General features: G+C 72.0%; 19 protein-coding genes and 3 tRNA genes. 11 read left to right on the top strand and 11 right to left on the bottom strand.

The features are described from left to right. The first annotated feature begins 45 nt into the window (after positions 1 to 45). Positions 46 to 579, top strand: coding sequence for a chloramphenicol phosphotransferase CPT (cpt, locus tag ACZ60B_RS10410; protein ID WP_469385596.1), 534 nt, complete (start codon positions 46 to 48; stop codon positions 577 to 579). A 94-nt stretch (positions 580 to 673) separates the two neighbouring features. Here cpt and ACZ60B_RS10405 read toward each other — a convergent pair whose 3' ends face one another. From ACZ60B_RS10405 to ACZ60B_RS10395, 3 genes are all read right to left on the bottom strand, one after another. Then, a complete protein-coding gene (locus tag ACZ60B_RS10405) occupies positions 674 to 1,294 on the bottom strand; it encodes a class F sortase (RefSeq protein WP_469385595.1) in 621 nt (206 codons plus the stop codon). A 126-nt stretch (positions 1,295 to 1,420) separates the two neighbouring features. Continuing rightward, entirely contained in the window at positions 1,421 to 1,942 is a 522-nt protein-coding gene (locus ACZ60B_RS10400; protein WP_469385594.1) for a hypothetical protein, read from the bottom strand. A gap of 314 nt (positions 1,943 to 2,256) precedes the next feature. After that, entirely contained in the window at positions 2,257 to 3,915 is a 1,659-nt protein-coding gene (locus ACZ60B_RS10395; protein WP_469385593.1) for a M4 family metallopeptidase, read from the bottom strand. Positions 3,916 to 4,090: 175 nt separating this feature from the next. On the opposite strand from ACZ60B_RS10395, the gene ACZ60B_RS10390 reads away from it, so the two are divergent. Further along, positions 4,091 to 4,513, top strand: a complete 423-nt coding sequence (locus tag ACZ60B_RS10390) for a gamma-glutamylcyclotransferase family protein (protein ID WP_469385592.1) — start codon at positions 4,091 to 4,093, stop codon at positions 4,511 to 4,513. A 117-nt stretch (positions 4,514 to 4,630) separates the two neighbouring features. On the opposite strand, the gene ACZ60B_RS10385 is transcribed toward ACZ60B_RS10390, so the two are convergent. After that, positions 4,631 to 5,317 (bottom strand): SanA/YdcF family protein, encoded by a 687-nt coding sequence (locus ACZ60B_RS10385; RefSeq protein WP_469385591.1) that lies wholly within the window; start codon positions 5,315 to 5,317, stop codon positions 4,631 to 4,633. 374 nt (positions 5,318 to 5,691) lie between these two features. Between ACZ60B_RS10385 and ACZ60B_RS10380 the strand changes: the two genes are divergently transcribed. The 5 genes from ACZ60B_RS10380 to ACZ60B_RS10360 all read left to right on the top strand — a co-directional run bounded on the left by ACZ60B_RS10380 (position 5,692) and on the right by ACZ60B_RS10360 (position 13,124). Beyond that, entirely contained in the window at positions 5,692 to 6,567 is an 876-nt protein-coding gene (locus ACZ60B_RS10380) for a sirohydrochlorin chelatase (protein WP_469385752.1), read from the top strand. A 245-nt stretch (positions 6,568 to 6,812) separates the two neighbouring features. After that, a complete protein-coding gene (locus tag ACZ60B_RS10375; protein WP_469385590.1) occupies positions 6,813 to 8,165 on the top strand; it encodes a deoxyguanosinetriphosphate triphosphohydrolase in 1,353 nt (450 codons plus the stop codon). A 166-nt stretch (positions 8,166 to 8,331) separates the two neighbouring features. After that, positions 8,332 to 9,597 carry an NAD(P)/FAD-dependent oxidoreductase gene (locus tag ACZ60B_RS10370; RefSeq protein ID WP_469385589.1) on the top strand — a complete coding sequence of 422 codons (1,266 nt, stop codon included), beginning with the start codon at positions 8,332 to 8,334 and terminating at the stop codon, positions 9,595 to 9,597. Positions 9,598 to 9,650: 53 nt separating this feature from the next. After that, on the top strand, positions 9,651 to 11,555 hold the full coding sequence (gene dnaG / locus ACZ60B_RS10365) for a DNA primase (RefSeq protein ID WP_469385588.1): 1,905 nt from the start codon (positions 9,651 to 9,653) through the stop codon (positions 11,553 to 11,555). A gap of 303 nt (positions 11,556 to 11,858) precedes the next feature. Next, complete coding sequence (locus ACZ60B_RS10360) at positions 11,859 to 13,124, top strand: RNA polymerase sigma factor (protein WP_469385587.1); 1,266 nt, start codon at positions 11,859 to 11,861, stop codon at positions 13,122 to 13,124. A gap of 55 nt (positions 13,125 to 13,179) precedes the next feature. On the opposite strand, the gene ACZ60B_RS10355 is transcribed toward ACZ60B_RS10360, so the two are convergent. The 4 genes from ACZ60B_RS10355 to ACZ60B_RS10340 form a co-directional block, all read right to left on the bottom strand. Then, on the bottom strand, positions 13,180 to 15,108 hold the full coding sequence (locus tag ACZ60B_RS10355) for an ABC transporter ATP-binding protein (protein ID WP_469385586.1): 1,929 nt from the start codon (positions 15,106 to 15,108) through the stop codon (positions 13,180 to 13,182). Further along, entirely contained in the window at positions 15,108 to 16,841 is a 1,734-nt protein-coding gene (locus tag ACZ60B_RS10350) for an ABC transporter ATP-binding protein (protein ID WP_469385585.1), read from the bottom strand. Before ACZ60B_RS10350 ends, ACZ60B_RS10355 begins: the two co-directional genes overlap by 1 nt. Positions 16,842 to 16,948: 107 nt before the next feature. Continuing rightward, a complete protein-coding gene (locus ACZ60B_RS10345; RefSeq protein WP_469385584.1) occupies positions 16,949 to 18,400 on the bottom strand; it encodes an FGGY family carbohydrate kinase in 1,452 nt (483 codons plus the stop codon). Positions 18,401 to 18,500: 100 nt separating this feature from the next. Continuing rightward, a complete protein-coding gene (locus ACZ60B_RS10340) occupies positions 18,501 to 18,806 on the bottom strand; it encodes a YtxH domain-containing protein (protein WP_469385751.1) in 306 nt (101 codons plus the stop codon). 158 nt (positions 18,807 to 18,964) lie between these two features. Here ACZ60B_RS10340 and ACZ60B_RS10335 point away from each other — a divergent pair. From ACZ60B_RS10335 to ACZ60B_RS10325, 3 genes are all read left to right on the top strand, one after another. Further along, a tRNA-Asn gene (locus tag ACZ60B_RS10335) sits at positions 18,965 to 19,037 on the top strand. Positions 19,038 to 19,042: 5 nt separating this feature from the next. Then, positions 19,043 to 19,115, top strand: a tRNA-Asn gene (locus ACZ60B_RS10330). A 167-nt stretch (positions 19,116 to 19,282) separates the two neighbouring features. Beyond that, positions 19,283 to 19,359: transfer RNA gene (locus tag ACZ60B_RS10325), tRNA-Ile, on the top strand. A gap of 583 nt (positions 19,360 to 19,942) precedes the next feature. Here ACZ60B_RS10325 and ACZ60B_RS10320 read toward each other — a convergent pair. From ACZ60B_RS10320 to ACZ60B_RS10310, 3 genes are all read right to left on the bottom strand, one after another. Continuing rightward, on the bottom strand, positions 19,943 to 20,455 hold the full coding sequence (locus tag ACZ60B_RS10320; RefSeq protein WP_469385583.1) for a hypothetical protein: 513 nt from the start codon (positions 20,453 to 20,455) through the stop codon (positions 19,943 to 19,945). Continuing rightward, a complete protein-coding gene (locus ACZ60B_RS10315; RefSeq protein ID WP_469385582.1) occupies positions 20,452 to 21,387 on the bottom strand; it encodes a class I SAM-dependent methyltransferase in 936 nt (311 codons plus the stop codon). The genes ACZ60B_RS10320 and ACZ60B_RS10315 overlap by 4 nt, the downstream gene beginning before the upstream one ends. Positions 21,388 to 21,595: 208 nt before the next feature. Beyond that, complete coding sequence (locus ACZ60B_RS10310) at positions 21,596 to 22,165, bottom strand: TetR/AcrR family transcriptional regulator (protein WP_469385581.1); 570 nt, start codon at positions 22,163 to 22,165, stop codon at positions 21,596 to 21,598. 123 nt (positions 22,166 to 22,288) lie between these two features. On the opposite strand from ACZ60B_RS10310, the gene ACZ60B_RS10305 reads away from it, so the two are divergent. After that, the gene (locus ACZ60B_RS10305) at positions 22,289 to 23,545 is read left to right on the top strand and encodes an MFS transporter (RefSeq protein WP_469385580.1); all 1,257 of its coding nucleotides are present in this window, start codon (positions 22,289 to 22,291) and stop codon (positions 23,543 to 23,545) included. Positions 23,546 to 23,550: the final 5 nt, after the last annotated feature.

Below are 23,550 nucleotides of genomic sequence, written 5' to 3'. Positions count from 1 at the left end.
GAAATCCCTTGCCGGTCCGGTCGGGGTTTCCCCTACGGTGAGCCGATGACCACCCAAGTGATCGTGCTGAACGGCGGTTCCAGCTCGGGCAAGACCGGGATCGCCCGGTGCCTCCAGGCCGTCCTGCCGCAGCCGTGGCTGGCCTTCGGGATCGACGTGCTGGTCGACGCGCTGCCCGCGTCCCTGAAGGCGTCGGACGCCGGGATCGGCTTCGCCCCGGACGGCGGGGTGGACATCGGGCCGGGCTTCCGGGAGCTGGAGGCGGCCTGGATGGCGGGGATCGCCGCGACGGCACGGGCGGGCGCCCGGGTCGTCGTCGACGACGTCTTCCTCGGCGCGGCCGCGTCCCAGGACCGGTGGCGCGAGGCCCTCGACGGGCTGGACGTGCTGTGGGTCGGCGTCCGCTGCGCCGCCGAGGTCGCCGCGGGCCGCGAGACGGCCCGGGGGGACCGGGTCGCGGGGATGGCCGCGGCCCAGGCGGAACCCGTGCACCGGGGCGTGGTCTACGACCTGGAGGTGGACACCACCCGCGCCGAGTCCCTGGCGTGCGCGCGGACCATCGCCGCACGGGTGCGCTGAGCGCGCCGGGCGAGGCGTACGGGGGACGCCCGGCGGTGGCCGCGCGGCGCGACCCGTGGAGCCGGGCGCCGGCCGGGCACGGGAGCGTCGGGGCTCAGCGGCTGTCGGTGAGATGGGCGAAGACGACCACGTTCCCCTGGTACCCGGTGCTGCGCGAGTAGCCGCCGCCGCAGGTGATCACCCGTAGCTCGGGGCGCTTCGAGGCCCCGTAGACCTTCTGGTCGGGGAAGTCCTTCGCCTCGTAGACCTCGACCGCGTCGACCGTGAAGAGCGCGACACTGCCGTCGCGCCGGTCCACCTCGACGGTGCTGCCCTTGCGCAGGGCGCCGAGGTCGTAGAAGACGGCGGGTCCTTCGGTGTTGTCGACGTGGCCCGCCACGATCGCGGTGCCGGTCTCGCCCGGGGTGGTGCCCGCCTCGTACCAGCCGGCGAGGTTCTTGTTCCCGGCGGGCGGGACGTCGAGGCTGCCGGTGCTCGTCAGGCGGAGTCCCGTCAGCGGGGCGTTCACGCGTATCGACGGTATGCGGATGCGGTCGGGCGGGGACGGCGGCAGCGCGGGGGCGGCGGCGCGTTCGCCGCCCGGGTCGGCGTGCGCCTGCGCGGCGGAGGGCTGCGGCGGGGCATGGATGCCGATCGGATCGCGCAGCAGCAGCACGCCCGAGCAGAGCGCGACGACACTGACGGCGGCTATGGCGGTGTTCCCGACCCTGGGCATGCCTGCCTCCTCTTCTCGGCCTCCCTGGGAAGTCGGCCCCCGTGCCCCCTCCGGGCCGCGAGGGGCGTCGGGCCCGGAGGAGGAGGGGACATGCGGTACCGGCGGACGGACAGCGGAGGGTGTCCGTCAGATCCTGTCGCCTCTCGCCCGGCGATGCAGGAGCCAGGTACCGCCCGCGGCGGCCACGGCGAGAGCCGTCACGCCTGCCGCGGTCTGCACGGGGTCGGGGCCGAACACGCCGCCGACCCCCGTCTTCACGCTTCCTCTCGGTTGCACCTGCCCGGACAGGGCGGTCAGGGTGACCTGCAGGTCGCCCGTGACCTGCCGGCCGCCCTCGGCGCACGCCGCGACGATCTCGTACGTCCCCGGCTGCGCGCTCGGCGGCACCCGGAACTGTCCGATCGCGTCGTTCTCGTGGGTGCTGGGCGCCAGCGTGAACCGCCCGGCGCCCACCGCGCTGGCGTCCCCCGCGGCCGAACCGCCCTTCCCGCACGCCGCGGTGTTCACCGTGACCTGCCCGCCCGGCACCGTGGTGGACGGATACACCTCCAGGCTGCCGGTGGCACCGCCGTAGGCGGGCGCGGCGACCCCGCCGGCGGCGACGACGGCGAGCGCGGTGCCGGCCAGCAGACGGGCGGTACGTCGCATCGGTGCTCCCTCGGCTCGTGGAGGGGCGACGGCCCGCGACACCCTCCGGTGCCGCTGCGTCGGTCGTGCCCCGCTCCTCCGAGGTAAGTGGCAGCGGCCTCCGACCGCTTCCTGATGGAGCGTCAGAATTGCGGTGAACGGGTGTCGCGGAGCCCGGCGCGGAGCGCCGACGGTTGCTGTTTCAGCAGGTCACGGACGTTCGGAGGTGCGCCGAGGAAGAATCGCGGAGGGTGTACGGCGGAGGGATGAACGGGTGGGACGGGGCGAAGGCCGGCTCCCCGAGGGGACCGGCCTTCGCCGCGTTCACCGCGTGGTCAGCCCACGCTCACCGCGCTCCAGGCCGCGGCCACCGCCGCGTACTCCGGGCTGCTCGCGCCGTACAGGTCCTTCGCCGCGTTCAGGGTCGCCGTGCGGGCGCCCGCGTACTTCGTCGACGAGGTCATGTAGACCGTCAGCGCCCGGTACCAGATCGCGCCCAGCTTGTCGCGGCCGATGCCGGTGACCGTCGAGCCGTTGCAGGTGGTCGAGTTGTAGCTCACGCCGTTGACGGTCCGCGCGCCGCTGCCCTCCGCGAGGAGGTACGCGAAGTGGTTGGCGACGCCCGAGGAGTAGTGCACGTCGAGGTTGCCGACCGAGGAGCTCCAGCAGTCCGCGGAGCTGCCGTCCTTCGAGGGCTGGTCCATGAAGCGCAGGGCGGCCTTGCCGAAGCCGGACCGGACGATCTCCTCGCCGATCAGGTAGTCGCCCGGGTCCGAGGCGTTGTTCGCGTACCACTCCACCAGGGTGCCGAGGATGTCGGAGGTCGCCTCGTTCAGGCCGCCCGGCTCGCCGGAGTAGGTCAGCGCGGCCGTCTTGGACGTGACGCCGTGCGACATCTCGTGGCCCGCCACGTCCAGCGCGACCAGTGGGCCGAACGTCGTCCCGTCACCGTCGCCGTACGTCATGCAGAAGCAACTGTCGTCCCAGAAGGCGTTGTTGTAGTTGTTGCCGTAGTGGACGCGGTTGTACGAGCCCTTGCCGTCGCCGGCGATGCCGTTACGGCCGTGGACGTTCCTGTAGTAGTCCCAGGTCGTGTTCGTGCCGTACTGGGCGTCCACCGCGGCCGAGGCGCGGTCCGAAGTCGCCCCCGTGCCCCAGTGGTTGTCGGTGTCCGTGAAGACCGTCGACGGGGCGCGGCTGATGCAGATGCCGAAGATGCACAGGTCGGTCTTGTTGGCGGCGTCGCCCGTGTACGTGTTGCCGCGGGTCGCGTCCTTGAGCTGGTACGCCGATCCCGACGGCGTGGTCTCCAGCGGCACCGTGCCGCCGTACAGCGACCGCCCGTCGCCCGTCGCCGTCTCGATGCTGTCCCAGGCGTCGATCCGGGCGCCGGTGCGGGCGTCGGTCAGCACCGTGCGGGCCACCGGGTTGCCGAGCGCGTCGAGGGCGGCCGCGTCGGTGCGCCAGGCGAGCCGCGGGCTGCCGTGCAGCGCGTCGACGACCAGTTGCGGCTTGGCCGTGAGCTTGCGCAGGGTCTGGCCGAGATGGGCGGCGCGCAGCGCGCTCGCCGCGGCGTCGGCGGCCCGCGGGGCGGAGAGGGCGGGGGTGATCGAGGGCAGGGCGAGGGTGCCGCCGGTCGCCCGGTCAGTGCTGCGGTACGACCCGTCCGGGGCCAGATGGACGACGAAGTCGCCGCCCAGGACGGGGAGTTCGCGGTAGGTGCGGTCGTAGCGGATGTGCTGCGCACCGTCCTTGTCGATGATCACGTCGCGGACCCGGGTGTGCTGGACGGAGGTCAGGCCCAGGGCGTCCGCCCGGTCCGCGACGGCCGCCGCGCCGTCGCGGACCGCGGTGGCCCTGGTCGGTCTGTCGGCCGCGTCGGCGGCGGGGGAGAGCGCGGCGGCCAGCAGGGTGGCGGTGGTGGCGACCACGCCGGCGGCGGCGAGGCGGCGGGACCTGCGAACCGAGCTGACGTACTGCCGTATCCGACTCATCGGTCTCCTCGGAAAGGCGCCATCGGGCGCGTGGGGGGCGCTGGATGTGCTGGGCAAGATTTAAAAGGGCATGACATGTCATGTCCATAGCCCTATCGGGAGGAGACGTGAGGGCTGAGAATCGTTTCTGCAACGCCGTGGCGGCGTGGCTGTACCGGCGGGAGAACGAGTGAGCGTGCGGGAGCGACTTCCCTTCTTCGTCTACGGGACGCTCCGGCCCGGTGGGCGCTACCACGACGTCTACCTGCGCGGCCGGACCCGCTCGGCGCACCCGGCCCGGCTCGCGGGCGCGGTGCTGTACGACGGACCCGGATACCCGTACGCCGTGGAGGAGCCCGGGGGCGGCGGGGTGCGCGGGGAACTGGTCACCGTGCCGGCGGACGCGTACGACGAACTGCTGGCCGAGCTGGACCGGTTGGAGGAGTACGTGCCCGGTGATCCGCGCAGCCTCTATCTGCGCGTCGAGCGCGAGGTCGGCCGGGACGCCGACGGCGCGGCCGTGCGCGCCTGGGTGTACGTCGCAGGGCCGGCGGTCGCCGAGCGGCTGCGGGCGGGCGGCAGGATCGTCGAGGGCGGCGACTGGCGGGCGTACGGCTGATCCGGTCCGGGCCCCGGGTCCACCCGGTGGCCCGGGTCCACCAGGGTCGCCCGGTCACGGGGCGGAGGTCAGGGCCCGGGCCCGGGGCGGCGGGCGGCGGTCAGGGCCGGAACCCGGTCACCGGGCGGTGGTCAGGGCCCGTTCCACTCCCGACTCCTTGGGGCCGAGGAAGCGCGGATCCGGCTCGAACAGCACGTCCAGCGCGGCCTTGCCCGCCGCGAAGACCTCCCGGGTGCCGCCGTAGTACCAGGTCACGTCGTGCTTGGCGTCGACACCGATGCCGTACGACCGCACCCCCGCCGCCTCGCACAGCGCGACCGCCCGCCGGATGTGGAAGCCCTGGCTGATCAGCACCGCCCGGTCCACGCCGAAGATCTTCTTGGCGCGGACGCAGGAGTCCCAGGTGTCGAAGCCCGCGTAGTCGCTGACGATCCGCGCGTCGGGCACGCCGTGCTTCGTCAGGTAGGCGCGCATCGCGTCCGGCTCGTCGTAGTCCTTGCGGCTGTTGTCGCCGGTGACGAGGACGACCTCGATCCGGCCGGCGCGGTAGAGGGTGGCCGCCGCGTCGAGGCGGTGCGCGAGGTACGGCGACGGCTCGCCGTCCCACAGACCCGCGCCGAAGACGACCGCGACCTCCGTGCGGGGCGCGTCGGCCGTGGTGCGCAGCCGGTCGCCGGTCGAGACGTACAGCCAGGTCATCGGGGTCAGCGCGAGGACGCACCCGGCCATCACGGCCTGCACCGCGCGCCGCCGGCCCGCGCGGGTGCGCGGCAGACGCGGTCTGCCCAGTCTCGGTCGGCGCATCGGACGGTCCCTCCCCAGGTGGCCGCGGCGGGCGCCGTGGCCGGTCTCGACCATGGAGGACGCGGACCGCGGGGTCCGGGTTCGCCGCCTGCGATGTGACCGGACTCACGTTCGGTGCCGTCACCGCAGGTCACGGTACCTCACACACCCCGGACGTCCCGCCGTGAACCCATGGAAAAAACCCGTCACCCCCATGCAACGGGAAGGCAACGTCCGGCCGTCACGATCGGTCCATGACGGCGTCGATCCCCCTCTCCGACGGGTCCGGCCACCACCGCCCCGGCAGCCCGCTGCCGGGCGGCGCCCACCCGGTGTCGCACCAGGCAACGTCCGCCCCGTCGCCTGTCGCGACACTGGACAGCACGGCGCACCTGATGAACCGGATCGGCACCCAGCTCGCCGGCCGGCTCAGGCTCGTCGCGCTGGACGGCAGGCCGCGCCCCACCCCGCCCCCGCTCGTCCTGGTGGCCCACGGCAGCCGCGACCCGCGCGCCCTGGCCACGGTCCGCACGCTCCTCGACCGGGTCCGCGAACTGCGGCCCGGACTGGCCGTGCACCTCGGCCACATCGAGCTGAACGAGCCCCTGCTGGCCGACACGCTCGCCGCCCTCGACGCGCGCGACGTGCCCGAGGCCGTGCTCGTGCCGCTGCTCCTCGGCCGCGGCCACCACGTCAAGCACGACATCCCGCGGACGGCGGCGGCCGCCCGGGTGCGCACGCGCGTGGCGGCCCCGCTCGGCCCGCACCCGCTGCTCGTCGAGACCCTGTACGAACGTCTGATCGAGGCCGGCTGGCGGACCCGGATGAGCGACGCGCAACGCCGGGCGAGCGGTGTGGTGCTGGCCGCGGCCGGCTCCCGCGACCCGCAGTCGGCGCTCGACACCCGCGCCACGGCCCGGCAGCTCGCCGAACGGCTCGGCGTCCCGGTGCTCCCCGCGTACGCCTCCGCCGCCGCGCCCGACGTCCGCGCGGCCGTGCGCGCGATGGCCGGGGGCGGTCGTCACCGGGTCGCGGTGGCCGGTTACTTCACCGCACCCGGCCGGTTCGCCGCCCAGAGCGCCGAGGCCGCCCCCTGGCTCGCCTCCGCCCCGCTCGGCGCCCACCCGGCGATGGCCCGCCTGGTCCTGCACCGCTACGACCAGGCACGGACGGCCGACGAGCCGGGCGCGACCGACACGCCCGCACCCACGACCGAGGGCACGCCCCCCGCCGCGTCGGCGACCGCGCCCCAGGCACGGATCCCGGCCTGAATCCGGAGCCCGACCGAAGAAGCAGCGCGATCTGAAGCCGGAGCCCGGCGCGACGGCGGTGCGCGGCCCGAAGCCGGATCCCGGCTCGAGGCCGGAGCCCGGCCGAAGAAGCAGCGCGGCCCGATGGCGACGCGCGGACCTGGGGCGGGACGGCGCCCGACGGCAGGCGCGGCCCGATGGCGGGCGCCGCCCGGCGGACCGGCTCGGACGTCCCGATTGTCACTGGCTGCGCTTACTGTCGTGGCATGGAAGGCACCGCACCGCCCCAGGCGTACGAGGACCGCGCACTGCCCGCCGGATACGACGGGCAGGCCGTCGAGCGCTGGTCCGCCGAGCCCGACAAACGCGCGGGCCGCACCGCCTTCCAGCGCGACCGCGCGCGCGTGCTGCACTCCGCGGCGCTGCGCCGTCTGGCCGGCAAGACCCAGGTCGTCACCCCGGGCACCCGCGGCCGGGTGTGGGACGCCAGCCCCCGCACCCGGCTCACCCACTCCCTGGAGTGCGCCCAGGTCGGCCGGGAGCTCGGTGCCGCCCTCGGCTGCGACCCCGACCTCGTCGAGGCGGCCTGTCTCTCCCACGACCTCGGCCACCCGCCCTTCGGGCACAACGGCGAACAGGCGCTGAACGAGTTCGCGGCCGACTGCGGCGGTTTCGAGGGCAACGCCCAGTCGCTGCGGCTGCTCACCCGTATCGAGCCCAAGCGCTTCGTCCGGGACCCGGCGGCGGCACCGGGCGCCGCCGCCGCGGCGGGCGGCGACCTCGTCAGCGTCGGCCTCAACCTCACCCGCGCCGTGCTCGACGCGGCCACCAAGTACCCCTGGCCGCGCGGCGCCCATCCGACCGCCCCCGCCTCCCCGAAGTTCGGCGTCTACGAGGACGACCGGCCGGTCTTCGACTGGGTCCGCAAGGACGCCCCCGTCGGCCGTACCTGCTTCGAGGCCCAGGTCATGGACTGGGCGGACGACGTGGCGTACTCGGTGCACGACGTGGAGGACGGTCTGCACGCCGGCCACATCGACCCCGGCCGCCTGCGGTCCGGGCCCGAGCGCCGGGACGTCTTCGCGGTCGCCGTCGGGCGGTACGTGCCCGCGGACACCGACCCCGCCGAGCTCGCCGAGGCCCTGGACCGGCTCCAGGACCAGGAGTGGTGGCCGCACGGCTACGACGGCTCGGCGTTCGCCCAGGCCCGTCTGAAGGACGCCACCAGTCAGCTCATCGGCCGCTTCTGCCTGGCCGCCGAGGGCGCCACCCGCGGCGCGTACGGCAGCGGACGCCTCACCCGTTACGGCGCCGAGCTCGTCGTCCCCCGCGAGGTGCGGATGGAGTGCGCCGTCCTCAAGGCGGTCGCCGACCGCTATGTGATGCAGCGCGCCGAGCAGGAACTGCTCAGAGCCGACCAGCGGGTCGTGGTCGCCGAACTGGCCGAGGCGCTCACCGCCCGCGCCCCGGAGGGGCTGGACCCCCAGTTCCGGGCGCTGTTCGACCAGGCGGGCGACGACCGCGCGCGCAAACGGGTGATCGTCGACCAGATCGCGTCCCTGACGGACGCCTCGGCGCGCTCGCTGCACGCCTGGCTGACGGCCCGGCCCGGCGTGTGAGCGCAGTTCACTCCTGAGGCGGAGGAACACCCGAAGGTGATCCTGCGTGGCCTGATCGGGTCACCCCCTCTTCCCGCCCCACGCCGCGTGCGGGAGGCTCGCCTGTGGCGGCACCCGCAGTGTTTTCCGGGGAGACACCCCCCAGACCCCCTGTAGGAGGCAACAAGTGGTCGACGCGGATCAGACATTCGTCATCGTCGGAGGCGGCCTGGCCGGGGCCAAGGCGGCCGAGACGCTCCGGACGGAGGGTTTCACCGGCCGCGTGATACTGATCTGCGACGAACGCGACCACCCCTACGAGCGGCCGCCCCTCTCCAAGGGCTATCTGCTGGGCAAGGAGGAACGCGACAGCGTCTTCGTGCACGAGCCCGCCTGGTACGCGCGCAACGACATCGAGCTGCACCTGGGGCACACCGTCACCGCCCTGGACCGGGCCGCGAAGACGGTCCGCTCCGGCGAGGACGGCACCCTCGCCCACTACGACAAGCTGCTGATCGCCACCGGCGCCGAACCCCGCCGCCTGGACGTCCCCGGCACCGACCTGGCCGGCGTCCACCATCTGCGCCGCCTCTCCCACGCCGAACGCCTCAAGGGCGTCCTCGCCTCCCTCGGCCGCGACAACGGCCACCTGGTGATCGCGGGCGCCGGGTGGATCGGCCTGGAGGTCGCGGCCGCGGCCCGCGAGTACGGTGCCGAGGTCACCGTCGTCGAGCCCGAGCCGACCCCGCTGCACGGCGTCCTGGGCCCCGAGCTGGGCGGCGTCTTCGCCGAGCTGCACCAGGAGCACGGCGTCCGCTTCCGCTTCGGGGTCCGCCTCACCGAGATCGTCGGCCAGGACGGCATGGTGCTGGCCGCCCGCACCGACGACGGTGAGGAACACCCCGCGCACGTCGTCCTCGCGGCCATCGGCGCGGCCCCCCGGGTCGCCCTGGCGGAGGCGGCGGGCCTCGAGCTCGCCGACCGCGCGCACGGCGGCGGCATCGCGGTCGACGCCCGGCTGCGCACCTCCGACCCCGACATCTTCGCCGCCGGTGACGTCGCCTCCTTCCCGCACCCCCTGTTCGGCACCCGGCTGCGCGTCGAGCACTGGGCCAACGCGCTCAACGGCGGACCGGCCGCCGCCCGCGCGATGCTCGGCAAGGACGTCGCCTACGACCGCGTGCCCTACTTCTTCTCCGACCAGTACGACCTGGGGATGGAGTACAGCGGGTGGGCGCCCCCGGGCTCGTACGACCAGATCGTGATCCGCGGCGACGCCGGCAAGCGCGAGTTCATCGCCTTCTGGGTCAAGGAGGGCAGGGTGCTGGCCGGCATGAACGTGAACGTGTGGGACGTCACAGAGCCGATCCAGCAGCTCATCCGGTCCGGCGCCACGGTGGACGGCGAGGCGCTGGCGGACCCGCACACGCCGCTGAGCAGCCTCGTCCCCTGACCGGGGACCCGGCTCGCCCCGGGAGTGTCGGTCCGGCCCCGTAGAATCGCTTCGTGGCAGGACGGATCAACGACGAGGACGTGAAGGCGGTACGGGACGCGGTCCCGATCGACGCCGTGGTGTCCGAGTACCTGCAACTGCGCAACGCGGGCGGCGGCAACCTCAAGGGCCTGTGCCCCTTCCACGACGAGAAGTCGCCGTCCTTCCAGGTCAGCCCGAGCAAGGGACTCTTCCACTGCTTCGGCTGCCAGGAGGGCGGCGACACCATCACGTTCGTGATGAAGGTCGACCACCTCACCTTCTCCGAGTCGGTCGAGCGCCTGGCCGCCCAGGCCGGCATCACCCTGCGCTACGAGGAGGGCGGCTACAACCCCGCCCACCAGCGCGGCGAACGCATCCGCCTGGTCGAGGCCCACAAGGTCGCCGCCCAGTGGTACGCCGAACAGCTCGCCACCAGCCCCGAGGCCGACACCGGCCGGATCTTCCTCGCCGAGCGCGGCTTCGACCAGGCCGCCGCCGTTCATTTCGGCGTCGGCTACAGCCCCCAGGGCTGGGACCACCTCACCCGCTACCTGCGCGGCAAGGGCTTCACCGACAAGGAACTGACCCTCTCCGGCCTCTCCCAGGAAGGCCGCCGCGGCCCCATCGACCGCTTCCGCGGCCGGCTGATGTGGCCGATCCGCGACATCGGCGGCGAGGTCGTCGGCTTCGGCGCCCGCAAGCTGTACGAGGCGGACAACGGCCCCAAGTACCTCAACACCCCCGACACCCCCATCTACCGCAAGTCCCAGGTCCTCTACGGCATCGACCTGGCGAAGAAGGACATCGCCAAGTCCAGCCGCGCCGTCGTCGTCGAGGGCTACACCGACGTCATGGCCTGCCACCTCGCCGGCGTGACCACCGCGATCGCCACCTGCGGCACCGCCTTCGGCGGCGACCACATCAAGATCCTCAGACGGCTGCTGATGGACAACGGCAGCGCCCGGGTGATCTTCACCTTCGACGGTGACGCGGCCGGCCAGAAGGCCGCCCTGCGCGCCTTCGAGGACGACCAGAAGTTCGCCGCCGAGACGTACATCGCGATCGCGCCGGACGGCATGGACCCCTGCGACCTGCGGCTCGCCAAGGGCGACGAGGCGGTCGCCGACCTGGTCGAACCACGCACCCCGCTCTTCGAGTTCGCGCTGCGCCAGATCGTCGTGCGCTACGACCTGGACACCCCCGCGGGCCGCGCCGCCGCCCTCGACGAGGCGGCGCCGATCGTCGCCCGCATCAAGAACAGCGGTGCCCAGCACGAGGTCGCCGTGCAGCTCGCGGGCATGCTCGGCATCCTGGACACCCAGTTCGTGGTCAAGCGGGTGGCGCAGCTGGCCCGTTGGGCCCGCGACCGCGGCGGCAAGGGCGCCCCGGCCCCGGCCCGCGGCGGCGCCCATCCCTACGAGGCCGCCCCGCGCCCCGCCGCGGGCGGCCCGGCCCTCAACCTGCGCAACCCCGTCTACGCCACCGAGCGCGAGCTCCTCAAACTCGCCCTCCAGCGCCCGGAACTGGTCTCCCCGGCCTTCGACGCGTACGGCGTCGACGAGTTCACCGCCGCGCCCTACGCCGCCGTGCGGCTGGCCGTCATGGAGGCGGGCGGCGCCGAGTACGGGATCCAGGACGGCCAGGAGTACCTGGTCCGGGTCCGCGAGGCCGCCCCCGACGACAGCGTCCGCGCGATGGTGACGGAACTCGCGGTCGAGGCGATCATGCGCCGCACGGTGGACGAGAACTACGCGGGCGAGCAGCTGGTGACCGTGCGCAGGCGGGCCGTCGAGCGCCGTGTCCGGGACATCCAGTCCACCCTCGCCCGCCTGGGCTCCCAGGGCGACCCGGCCCGGCTGGCCGCCGTGCAGAACGAGCTGTGGATCCTCCAGCAGTACGACCAGACCCTCCGCGAGCAGGGCGCGGCCGCCCTCTGAGGCCCGGCGGTCCGCGGCGGTTTGAGTTCCCCGGTACTGCGTACCCGTACCGGTGGGATCTGCGTGCGGTCACGGACCGGACGCAAAAAGTCACCGCACGCCCCTCGTGGCGGCGATGTGTCGTACTCCACACTGGGTTCCGGTGCCTGAGTCCTCGGAGCGCGGCCGGCCCGTCACTCACGGGTCCACACCCCCCGCGGTTCCGCTCATCGCGTACGGGACGGACGGCGGCAAGGCCGCCTGCCCCGTTGTCGAAGTACCGCTGCGCACACCTCAGCAGCGATCATCCTGGAGGTCGCCCCCGTGCAGACCCAGACCCTCACCCAGACCGACGCAAGCACGCACCGCAGCAGGAACGGCAGCGCGAACGGCCGTGAGAAGGGCCGCGAGAGCGGCACCGCGGCCGGCCCCGCGAAGAACGGCCCGAACGGCGGCGGGCTCGCCGCGGACGGCGACGAGCCGGACGCACCGGCCGACGTGCTGGTCGCCGTGCCACCGCAGGACCGTGCCGCGCACCACCCCGACACGGACGCCGGGGCGGAACCCGGAACGGACCCGGAGGGCCCGCCCGAAGCGGCGGAACCCTCCGCCGAGGAGGTCGAGCGCGACGACGCCCCCGAGCCCGTCGAACCGCCGCCCGCCCGCACCGAGAGCGCCGTCCCGTCCTCGGACCTGTTCCGCCAGTACCTGCGCGAGATCGGCCGCATCCCGCTGCTCACCGCGGCCGAGGAGGTCGAGCTCGCCCGCCGGGTCGAGGCCGGGCTGTTCGCCGAGGAACGGCTGCTCAACACCCCCGACCTGGACAGCCAGTTGGCCCTGGACCTGGACCGCCTGGTGGTCCTCGGCCGGATGGCCAAGCGCCGTCTGATCGAGGCCAACCTGCGGCTCGTCGTCTCCGTCGCCAAACGGTACGTCGGCCGCGGCCTGACCATGCTCGACCTGGTCCAGGAGGGAAACCTGGGCCTGATCAGGGCGGTGGAGAAGTTCGACTACGCCCGCGGCTACAAGTTCTCCACCTACGCCACCTGGTGGATCCGCCAGGCCATGTCCCGCGCCCTCGCCGACCAGGCCCGCACCATCCGCGTGCCGGTGCACGTCGTCGAACTGATCAACCGGGTCGTCCGCGTCCAGCGCCGCATGCTCCAGGAACGCGGCTACGAACCCACCCCGGAAGAGGTCGCCGGCCAGCTCGACCTGGCGCCCGAGCGGGTCAGCGAGGTGCTGCGCCTGGCCCAGGAACCGGTCTCGCTGCACGCGCCCGTCGGCGAGGAGGACGATGTCGCCCTCGGCGATCTCATCGAGGACGGCGACGCCGCCTCACCGGTGGAGTCGGCGGCGTTCCTGCTGCTCAGGCAGCACCTGGAAGCGGTCCTGTCGACCCTCGGCGAACGCGAGCGGAAGGTCGTCCAGCTGCGCTACGGACTGGCCGACGGCCGCCCGCGCACCCTGGAGGAGATCGGCCGCATCTTCGGGGTGACCCGCGAACGCATCCGCCAGATCGAGTCCAAGACCCTGAACAAGCTGCGCGACCACACCTTCGCCGACCAGCTCAGGGGCTACCTGGACTGAGGAGGGCCGCTCACCTCGTACGAGTGCGAGCGGCCCCCCGGGCTGTCGGTGACCGTCAGTCGACCTCGGCCACGGCCTGCGCGAACTGCGCCTGGTACAGCCGCGCGTAGGCCCCGCCCGCCGCGAGCAGTTCGGCGTGCGCGCCCTGCTCCACGATCGAGCCGTCCTCCATCACCAGGATCGTGTCGGCGTCCCGGATCGTCGACAGCCGGTGCGCGATGACGAACGACGTGCGCCCGTGCGCCAGCTTCGCCATCGCCTTCTGGATCAGCACCTCCGTGCGGGTGTCGACGGAGCTCGTCGCCTCGTCCAGCACCAGGATCACCGGGTCGGACAGGAACGCCCGCGCGATGGTGATGAGCTGCTTCTCACCGGCGCTGACCCCGCTGCCCTCGTCGTCGATCACGGTGTCGTAGCCCTCGGGCAGCGTGCGGACGAACCGGTCGGCGTGCGCGGCGCGCGCCGCCTCCTCGATCTCCCCGCGGGTGACCTCCCGCGAGGCGCCGTACGCGATGTTCTCGGCGATCGTGCCGCCGAACAGCCAGGTGTCCTGGAGCACCATGCCGATCCCGGCGCGCAGTTCGTCCCGGGACATCCGCGCGACGTCGACGCCGTCCAGGGTGATCCGGCCGCCGGTGACGTCGTAGAACCGCATGAGCAGGTTGACCAGCGTGGTCTTGCCCGCGCCGGTCGGGCCCACGATGGCGACCGTGTGCCCGGGTTCCACCTTCAGCGACAGGTCCTCGATGAGCGGCTTGTCGGGGTCGTAGCGGAACGAGACGTGCTCCAGCGCGACCCGCCCGCGCAGTTCCTCGGGCTTCTCGCCCGGCACCGGATCGGCCTGCTGCTCCTCGGCGTCGAGGAGTTCGAAGATCCGCTCGGCGGACGCGACACCCGACTGCACCAGGTTCGCCATCGACGCGACCTGCGTCAGCGGCATCGAGAACTGGCGCGAGTACTGGATGAACGCCTGCACGTCACCGATCGACAGCGAGCCGGAGGCGACCCGCAGACCGCCGACGACGGCCACCAGCACGTAGTTGATGTTCGACACGAACATCATCAGCGGCTGCATGATCCCGCTGTTGAACTGGGCCTTGAAACCGGCCTCGTACAACGCGTCGTTCTGCTCGGCGAACAGCTTCGCCGACTCCTCCTGACGGCCGAACACCTTCACCAGGGTGTGCCCGGTGTACATCTCCTCGATGTGCGCGTTCAGCTTGCCGGTCGTGCGCCACTGCTGCACGAAGTGCGGCTGCGACCGCTTGCCCACCCGGGTGGCCACGACGAACGACAGCGGCACGGTCACCAGCGCGACCAGCGCCAGCAGCCACGACACCCAGAACATCATCACCAGCACACCGATGATCGTCAGCAGCGAGTTGATGAGCTGGCCCATCGACTGCTGGAGCGTCTGCCCCATGTTGTCGATGTCGTTGGTGGCCCGGCTGAGCACCTCGCCGCGCTGCCGCTTGTCGAAGTACGACAACGGCAGCCGCGACAGCTTCGTCTGCACGTCCTCACGCATCCGGAACATGGTCCGGTTGACCGCCCGGTTCACCAGCCGCGTCGCGAACGCCATCAGCAGGCCCGCGAAGAGGAACGTGCCCAGCGCGAGCAGCAGCACCTGGCCGACCGCGTCGAAGTCGATGCCCTGGCCGGGGGTGAAGTCGGTGCCGCGCAGCATGTCGGCGACGGCGCCGTCGCCCCGCGCCCGCATGGAGTCGAGCACCTGCTCCTTGGTGGCCCCGGCCGGCATCTGCCGTCCGACGATCCCCGCGAAGACCAGGTCGGTGGCCCGGCCGAGGATCTTCGGCCCGACCACGCTGAGGCCCACGCTCACCACCACGCACGTCAGCAGCGCGTAGATGGTGAGCCGTTCGGGCTTGAACCGGGCGACGAGCCGACGCCCCGACACCTTGAAGTCCAGCGAACGGTTCTCCGGGCCGGACCCGGCCATCATCCGCCCCATGGGCCCGGCCATCAGGCGGCCTCCGCTTCCGTCAGCTGGGAGAGCACGATCTCCCGGTAGGTCTCGTTGTCCGCCATCAGCTCGTGATGGCGGCCGGATCCCACGACCCGGCCCTCGTCGAGCACGACGATCCGGTCGGCGTCGCGGATGGTCGACACCCGCTGGGCGACGATCACGACGGTCGCCTCGGAGGTCTCGGCGGCCAGCGCCGCGCGCAGGGCCGCGTCGGTGGCGTAGTCCAGGGCCGAGAAGGAGTCGTCGAACAGGTAGATCTCCGGACGCTGCACCAGCGTGCGCGCGATGGCGAGCCGCTGGCGCTGCCCGCCCGACACGTTCGTGCCGCCCTGGGCGATCGGCGAGTCCAGGCCGTTCTCCAGCCGCTCGACGAACTCCCGGGCCTGCGCGACCTCCAGCGCGTGCCACAGTTCCTCGTCCGTGGCGTCCGGATTGCCGTAGCGCAGGTTGGTCGCCACCGTGCCCGCGAACAGGTACGGCTTCTGCGGGACCAGCCCGACCGTCCGCGCCAGCAGCTGCGGATCGAGGTCGCGGACCTCGGTCCCGTCGACGAGCACCTCGCCGTCGGTGACGTCGAACAGCCTGGGCACCAGCCCCAGCAGGGTCGACTTGCCGCTGCCGGTCGAGCCGATCACGGCCGTCGTCTCACCGGGGCGGGCCACCAGGTCGATCCCCTTCAGCACCGGCTCCTCGGCACCCGGGTAGCGGAAGCCCGCCCCGCGGATCTCCAGATGGCCGTGCCGGCTCAGCTCACGCACCGGCGCGAGAGGCGGCACCACGCTGGAGGAGGTGTCCAGGACATCCTGGATCCGCTCCGCGCACACCTCCGCGCGCGGCACCATCATGAACATGAACGTCGCCATCATCACGGACATGACGATCTGCATCAGATAGGCGAGGAACGCGGTCAGGTCACCGATCTCCATCCCGCCGCTGTCGATGCGGTGCGCCCCGAACCACACCACCGCGATCGACGACACGTTCACCGTCGTCATGACCACCGGGAACATCAGTGCCAGCAGATTGCCGGTGCCCAGGGCCATCTCGGTGAGGTCGGTGTTGGCCTTGCGGAAGCGCTGCTGCTCGTACTCGTCGCGCACGAACGCGCGGATGACCCGGTTGCCGGTGATCTGCTCGCGCAGCACCCGGTTCACCGTGTCCAGGCGCTCCTGCATGGCCCGGAACAGCGGACGCAGCCGGCGCACGATCAGCGTCACACAGATGCCCAGCACCGGTACGACCGCGACCAGCACCGCGGACAGCGGCACGTCCAGACCCAGGGCCAGGACGATGCCGCCCACACACATGATCGGCGCCGACACCATCAGGGTGAACGTCATCAGGGCCAGCATCTGGACCTGCTGCACGTCGTTGGTCGTCCGGGTGATCAGCGAAGGCGCCCCGAAGCGGCCCACCTCGCGGGCGGAGAACGACTGCACCCGGTCGAAGACGGCACCGCGCACGTCCCGGCCGAGCGCGGAGGCGGTGCGCGCGCCGTAGTACACGGCGCCGATGTTGCAGACGACCTGGGCCAGCGAGATGCCGACCATCAGACCGCCGCGGCTGAGGATGTAGCCCGTGTCGCCGGCGACGACACCGTGGTCGATGATGTCCGCGTTGAGGGTGGGCAGGTAGAGGGTGGCGCAGGTCTGCAACAGCTGCAGCAGCACCAGCACGGTGATGGGTTTCCTGTAGGGCCTGAGATAGGTCCGCAGAAGTCGTATGAGCACGCTACGTCTCTCGGAGTCGGCGACAGGGGCGAAACGGTTGCCCCTGGCCCCTATCGTCGAACACTCCACCGGTGTTACCTCAAGCGATTAACCCGACAGCGGAGTGCTCACCCGCGGAACGCCGTCGGATGCGTCTGCTCCCGTACCGATATGTACTGCTGACGCACCGCCTGCCCCACCGCCAGCTGGTCGCCCGGCTCCAGGACCTGTGCGGCCGCGCCCTGCCAGGCGGGCGGGGTGCGCGGGTCGAGGGTGCCCTGGGAGGCGCCGAGCGCCCAGGCGGCCTGCCGGGCGGCCCCGATCGCCGCGTAGTCGGCGGGCTGCGGCACCACGACCTGCGCGCCGAACAGCGCGGGCGCCGCCGCCTGCACGGCAGGCAGCTCCGCGGCCGCCCCCAGCAGGAACACCCGCCGCACCTCCACACCCCGGCCGCGCAGCACGTCCAGCGCGTCGGCGAGCCCGCACAGCATCCCCTCGAACGAGGCCCTGGCCAGGTGTTCGGGCCGCATCGACTCCCGTCTGAGGCCCGCCAGGGTCCCGGCGGTGTGCGGCAGGTTCGGCGTCCGCTCGCCCTCCAGGTAGGGCAGCAGCACCAGGCCGTGCGACCCGGGAGTCGACTTCATCGCCAGCTCCGACAGGGCCTCCAGGTCGGCCAGACCCAGCAGCTCGGCGGTGCCGCGCAGGGTGCGTACGGCGTTCAGCGTGGTGACGACCGGCAGGTGCATGCCGGTGGCGTCGGCCAGGGAGGTGATCATCCCGCTCTGGTCGACCAGCGCCTCGGGATGGACCGCCATCACGGAACCCGAGGCCCCCAGCGACACGACCGCGTCGCCGAAGCCGAGGCCGAGCCCGAAGGCGGCGGCCATGGTCTCGCCGGTGCCGGCGGAGATCAGCAGCCCCTCCGGGGTCGTACCGGCCGCCTCGGACGGCCCGATCACGTCCGGCAGCATCGCCTGGTGGCCGAGTGCCAGTTCGACCAGGTCGGGCCGGTAGGCGCCGGTGGCGGCCGACCAGTACCCGGTGCCCGAGGCGCCGCCCCGGTCGGTCGTACGGCGTGCCGGGCGCCCCAGGAGCTGCCACACCAGCCAGTCGTGGGCCTGGAGCAGCACGGCGGTGCGCCGGGCGTTGTCGGGTTCGTTACGGGCCAGCCAGCGCAGCTTGGTCACCGGCTGCGCGGCCTGCGGGACACAGCCCACCGCCTGCGCCCACGCCTCGCGCCCGCCGAGCCCGTCCACCAGGTCGGCCGCGGAGACCTGCGTGCGCTTGTCGCCGCCCACCAGCGCGGGCCGCACGGTGTTGCCCTGCGCGTCCAGCGGCACGATCGCGTTCTGCTGCGCGGACACGCCGATGGCCTGTACGCCCTCCAGCAGTCCGCCGCCCGCGGCCTCGCCCAGGGACAGCAGCCAGGCCTGCGGATCGACGTCGGCCGGGCGCCCGCTCTCGCCGGCCTCCAGCGGATGCGGCGCGTAGCCCTGCCTGAGCACGGCTCCCGTGTCCGAGTCGCAGACGACGATACGAGTGAAATCGGGCGCACTGTCCAACCCGGCGACTATCCCCATGCACAAAATTCTGCCGCACCGGGAGAGGTCTCCGTGCCCCGTGAGGCCTCAGGGAGGTTGCAGCTTGGCACGCCGCACGACAGCCGCCCTGTGACGTGCGTCATGTGTTGCTGGTGCCCCAGTCGTCGTCCAGCGAGCCGTCGGCGTTGCGGGTCCGCAGCGAGCGCACCCGGTCCGAGACCGAGTCGGGCATCCGCTCGCCCACCTTCACGCTCACCGCGTGGTACGCCTTGCCCGCGAACTGGCGGCCCTGCTGGGCCGCCGTCTCCGCGGTGTTGCGCACGGCGGGGTTGTGGGCGACCTGGAGCGCGGACTTCTTCAGCTGTTCGTAACGGCCGCGCCCGGCCCGTGAGCCCAGCACGTAACCCATGACGAGTCCGGTGACGAACGTGAGCCGGTAGCGCATGGCGACCGCCCTTCCCATGTGTAGGTCTGTGGCGCGGCAACGGGGCCGAGCAGTACCGATTGGCGGAGCACCCCCCTGCTTGCGCTAATGTATGTGTCGCAGCGAGCAACCGCCCCCTGGCGAATACCCAGGGAGGGACGTTCGATGCAACGAGGCATTCCTCCGTAGCTCAATTGGCAGAGCAGCCGGCTGTTAACCGGCAGGTTACTGGTTCGAGTCCAGTCGGGGGAGCTCGGTCCTCCGTAGCTCAATTGGCAGAGCAGCCGGCTGTTAACCGGCAGGTTACTGGTTCGAGTCCAGTCGGGGGAGCATGGTGAACGAGGACCCCTCAGGGGTCCTTTTTCATGTCCCGGGGAACCGCGCAGGCGGCGGCACGGTCCCCCTGGCCGCGCGAAGTCGACCATACGAGGCAGGAGATCGTATGAGCGGCTATGCTGCGGCAGACGGCGCGCACACGTGTACGCGACACGCCGTATGGGGCGGTAGCTCAGCCGGTTAGAGCAGCGGACTCATAATCCGTCGGCCGTGGGTTCGAGTCCCACCCGCCCCACCAAAGAAGTGCCTTGACCTGCGAAAACGTCCCTCGTTAGGTGTCGGATCGTCAACTTCGGCTCAACGGATCGAATCCGCTGCTCACGACTTCGGAGCGCGGTGAGGCTCTTACCCTCTCGCGGAGCAGGCGTCGCGCTGACCTGTGGGAATGCTGACGAGCGGAGCTTGAGCCGACGCGCTGGCAACATCTCCGCGATCTCATTTTCATGATCGTGGGGACGCGTTGGGGACGCGGGGTTTCGGTAGGGTCCGCCGGCCACCGTCCGCAGGACCTTCGTTCGGCGTCCGGAAGGCCTCCGGCCGGGACCGCCGGTCGGCTTCGACCACAGCTTCGAGGAGCCCGATCGCGCCGGCACCAGGCCGTGAGGGGCTGGTGCGCGCGGACGGAAACCGCCCGAACTGAAACGGCCCAGGTGTTCCGATGAGCCGCTCGACGGCGGGCCGCCGTCGCTCACACTGTGATGCGGTCTGCACAAGGCGAGGCACCCGAACCGTGCCGAGTTCGATCTTCATGAGAAGGGGCAGCGCCGGCTCGGCCACCACCGTGACGTTCGATGGCCACCGCACGTCGTGACCCGATTTCTCTACTGCACGTGGTGGTACCAGCGTCGGTGCACCGCGGGTTCGACGCACAGTACGGCGGCGCCTGCGATCGTGCCGACCAGAAGGGCCGGGGCTCCGCCACCGTTGATGAGCGCGCCGAGGCAGGCTGCGGCAATGGCGAGCGGGCGCAGCAGGGTCAGCGGGCCGAGGCCGATGACCACTGCGAGGGTACTGGCCCGGAAGGGCAGGGCGAAGTACGCCGCGAGTGAGACCAGTACGACGGCGGTGTAGAGGGCGAGCGGGGTCAGGTAGCCGAGGCCTCCGGCGGCCAGCGTGTCGAAGGTCTCGGCCCGGTCGGACCCGGTCAACAACAGGATGACGGCGGTCAGCGCGGGGGCGATCAGTAGAACGGCCCCGACGGCCAGTCCACGCAGGGCCGCTCGTGCCGTGGCCCGGTGCTTGCGGATACGGGCGTCACGGCCGGCGTAGGCGCGGAATCCACTGAACGACGCGTCGATCAGGCCGAGTAGTGCGAGCAGTATGGCGGGCGTCATCCGGTGGCCTCGGCCAGGTGCTCCGGGCCGACCAGTCGGCGCGCGGCCCGTCCCAGCGCCAGGCGGAGCGGCGTTTCCAGGTGCGGACGCACTCCGATGACCGGCCGCAACGTGGTGCAGAGCGGGTTCACCGTGCCGCGCGGTTCGTACAGCAGTGATCGGATGCCAGGTACCGCGGCGGCTTGCAGCAGTGTCTCGTCGCTGTGTGCGCGCCGCGCGGAGACGACACCGTCGTGGCGACCGAGGGGGTGACGCATCCGGGCGTGGTGGAACACCCAGGCGCCGATGGGGGCCAGGCGGGTCGCGGCGATGTCGAAGTGGCAGAAGGCATGTGCCGGTGTAGCGGCCTGGGCCTGGAAGAACTCGGCCAGGGCCGGCCCGCGGAAGTGGTGCAGCACACCGGTGGAGACGTAGACGGTCGCCGCCTCCGGCAGGTCGAAGGCGTTTCCGTGGACGAAGCGGCAGCCGAGCCCCTCCGCGCGGGCCAGCCGGTCCGCTTCGCCGACCAGTGCGGCGTCGAGGTCGACCCCGACCAGCTCGATGTCCGCGCCGAGGGCGTTGGTGGCCGCCAGCCAGCGGACCAGGTAACCCAAGCCGCAACCGACGTCGACCAGGCGGTACGGCCCGGGCTGCGCGCCGGTGGACCGGATCGCGGTGAAGAGCGGGCCGAGCAGGTGGACCAGCCGTTCCCCGACACGCAGTTCCTCGCTCAGGCGCTGGAGCTCCGTGTGCACGCTAATGAGCAGGCAGTCCACGGCGCGAGGGTCGAGTACGCCGTCCTGGTCCGTGGGCAACTCGGCGACGATCCGGGCCGCGCGCCCGTCTCCGCTCTCCAGGAGTTGCTGGATCACCTCGGCACGCCGGACCGGCAGCCGGCGGCCGCTGCGTGGTTCCACCGCCGTGATCAGGTCGGAAATCTCAAGCTGGTGCACGAGGCAGCACCCTACGGCCTCCCCCTGCCAAGCCCGGCGGGCCGGCTCGGCCGGTCGTCCGGCCGAGGTCGCCCAGTGGGTACGAGAGAGGTGCGGACCTGGTCGGCGCGGTCGGGGAATGACCGGATGAGTCACGGCTGGCTCGGAGTTCCGTCCTTCCCCGGCTTCCAGCGCCAGAACGAGGACTCCAGGCCCAGGGGTGCGTTCGTCACTCGCCCGCCGTCGCCGGATAGCGGGTGAAGAGGGCGTCGGCGACGAGTGCCCACTGGGTGCACAGGTCGAAGTTCTCGGGGTCCATGAGCCAGTGCATCTGCAGGCCGTCGAGGACCGCGGGCAGGATGTGCAGGAGTTCGGCGGGAGCGTCGGTGCCGGTGTACTCGCGCAGGGACAGCGCGTACAGGGAGTTCCTGCCGTCGAAGTAGGCGTGGGCGGGGTGGGCGGGGTCGAGGGCTTCGGCCTGGACCATGGCGTACAGCTGGGCGCGGCGGGGATGGCGGGCGTTGTAGGCGACGACCGCGTCGAGGGTGGAGCGCAGGTCCTGGTGGTCGCCCAGCCGCTCCTTGAGGCGTTCGCCGTCGATCTCGTCGCGGTGGTGGAGCAGGGCGAGCAGCAGGGTGGGCATGTCGGGGAAGTGGTGCATGACGCCGGGTGCGGACATGCCGCAGTGGCGGGCGATCTCGCGCAGCGACAGGCCCTTGTAGCCCTCCTCGGAGATGACGTCCATGGCGGTGTCGAGGATGAACAGCCGCCGCTGCTCGGGAGTCATGCGGGTGGCCACGCTGTCTCCGTTCCGTCGTTCAGGTCGAGTGGTCTACTCCATTGCCCACCTCGACGGGCTGGTCTACAGTTCCCGCCATCGTATCTGACACGTGTTAGATATGGGCACCGCAAGGGAGCGGCCATGACCATTCATCCCCCCGCGGCGGCCGTCGTCGACGCGCCCGCGCCGTCGTCGCCGCCCATGCGGCGTCTGTTCGGGATGATCGTCCCGCTGAACGCCGCCATCTATCTGATCATCGGAGCGGTGCCCGGCATCCTGCTGCCGTTGCAGGTCCAGTCGATCGACCGGGCTGGGAAGGCCGCGGCCCTGGCTCTGATCACCGGCATCGGGGCGCTGGTGGCGATGATCGCGAGCCCGGTGGCCGGTCTGCTCTCCGACCGCACCCGCAGCCGCTTCGGTCGGCGTACCCCCTGGATCGCGGGCGGCAGCGTCGTACTGACGGTCAGTCTGGCCGTCATGGGCCTCGCCAAGAGCGTGCCTCAGCTGATCGTGGCCTGGGTCGTCGTCCAGATCGTCCTCAACTTCGTCATCAGCCCGGTCACCGCGCTGCTGCCCGACCGGGTTCCCGCCGCCCGCCGTGGCAGTTTCGCCACCGTCTCCGGTGTCAGCATGATGGTCGGCATCGTCAGCGGACAGGCGGCAGGCGCGGCGCTGTCCGGAACGGGACTGCTCGCCTACGCCGGACTCTCCGCCGTCCTGCTCGTCGCGGTCGTGGCCTTCGTCCTGGTGTGCCCGGACACGCCGAGCACCGAGCAGGTCAACGAGCCCTTCGACCTGAAGGTCTTCCTGCGGACGTTCTGGGTCAGCCCGCGCCGCCACCCCGACTTCTTCTGGGGCTTCCTGGCCCGACTCGCGCTGTTCACCGGCTACTTCGTCGTCACCGGCTACCAACTGTTCATCCTGCAGGACTACGTCGGACTGAAGGACGACGCCGTCGACCTGGTACCGCTGCTGGGCGGGATCAACCTCGTCGCGCTGATCGCCACCACCTCCTTCTCCGGCCCGCTGTCGGACCGGATCGGGCGGCGCAAGCCATTCGTGATCGCCTCCTCGGTGGTCATGGGCATCGGCATGGCCGTGCCCTTCGCCCTGCCCACGGTGACCGGCATGATCGTCTACACGGTGATCGCCGGACTCGGGTTCGGCATGTACTCGGCCGTCGACGCCGCCCTGATGTCCGAGGTGCTGCCCGGCGAGTCCTCCTACGCCAAGGACCTCGGCGTCCTGAACATCGCGGCCACCCTGCCGCAGACCCTCGGCCCCTTCCTCGGCGGCGCCATCGTCACCCTGGCCGGCTACCCCGCGCTGTTCCCGGTCGCCCTGCTCCTCGCGGTCGCGGGCGCACTGGCCATCATCCCGATCCGATCCGTCAAGTAGGCATC

Source organism: Streptomyces sp. NPDC104096 (assembly GCF_055584385.1).
Note: the sequence above shows the minus strand (reverse complement) of the source record. Positions and strands in the feature narration are given on the sequence as shown.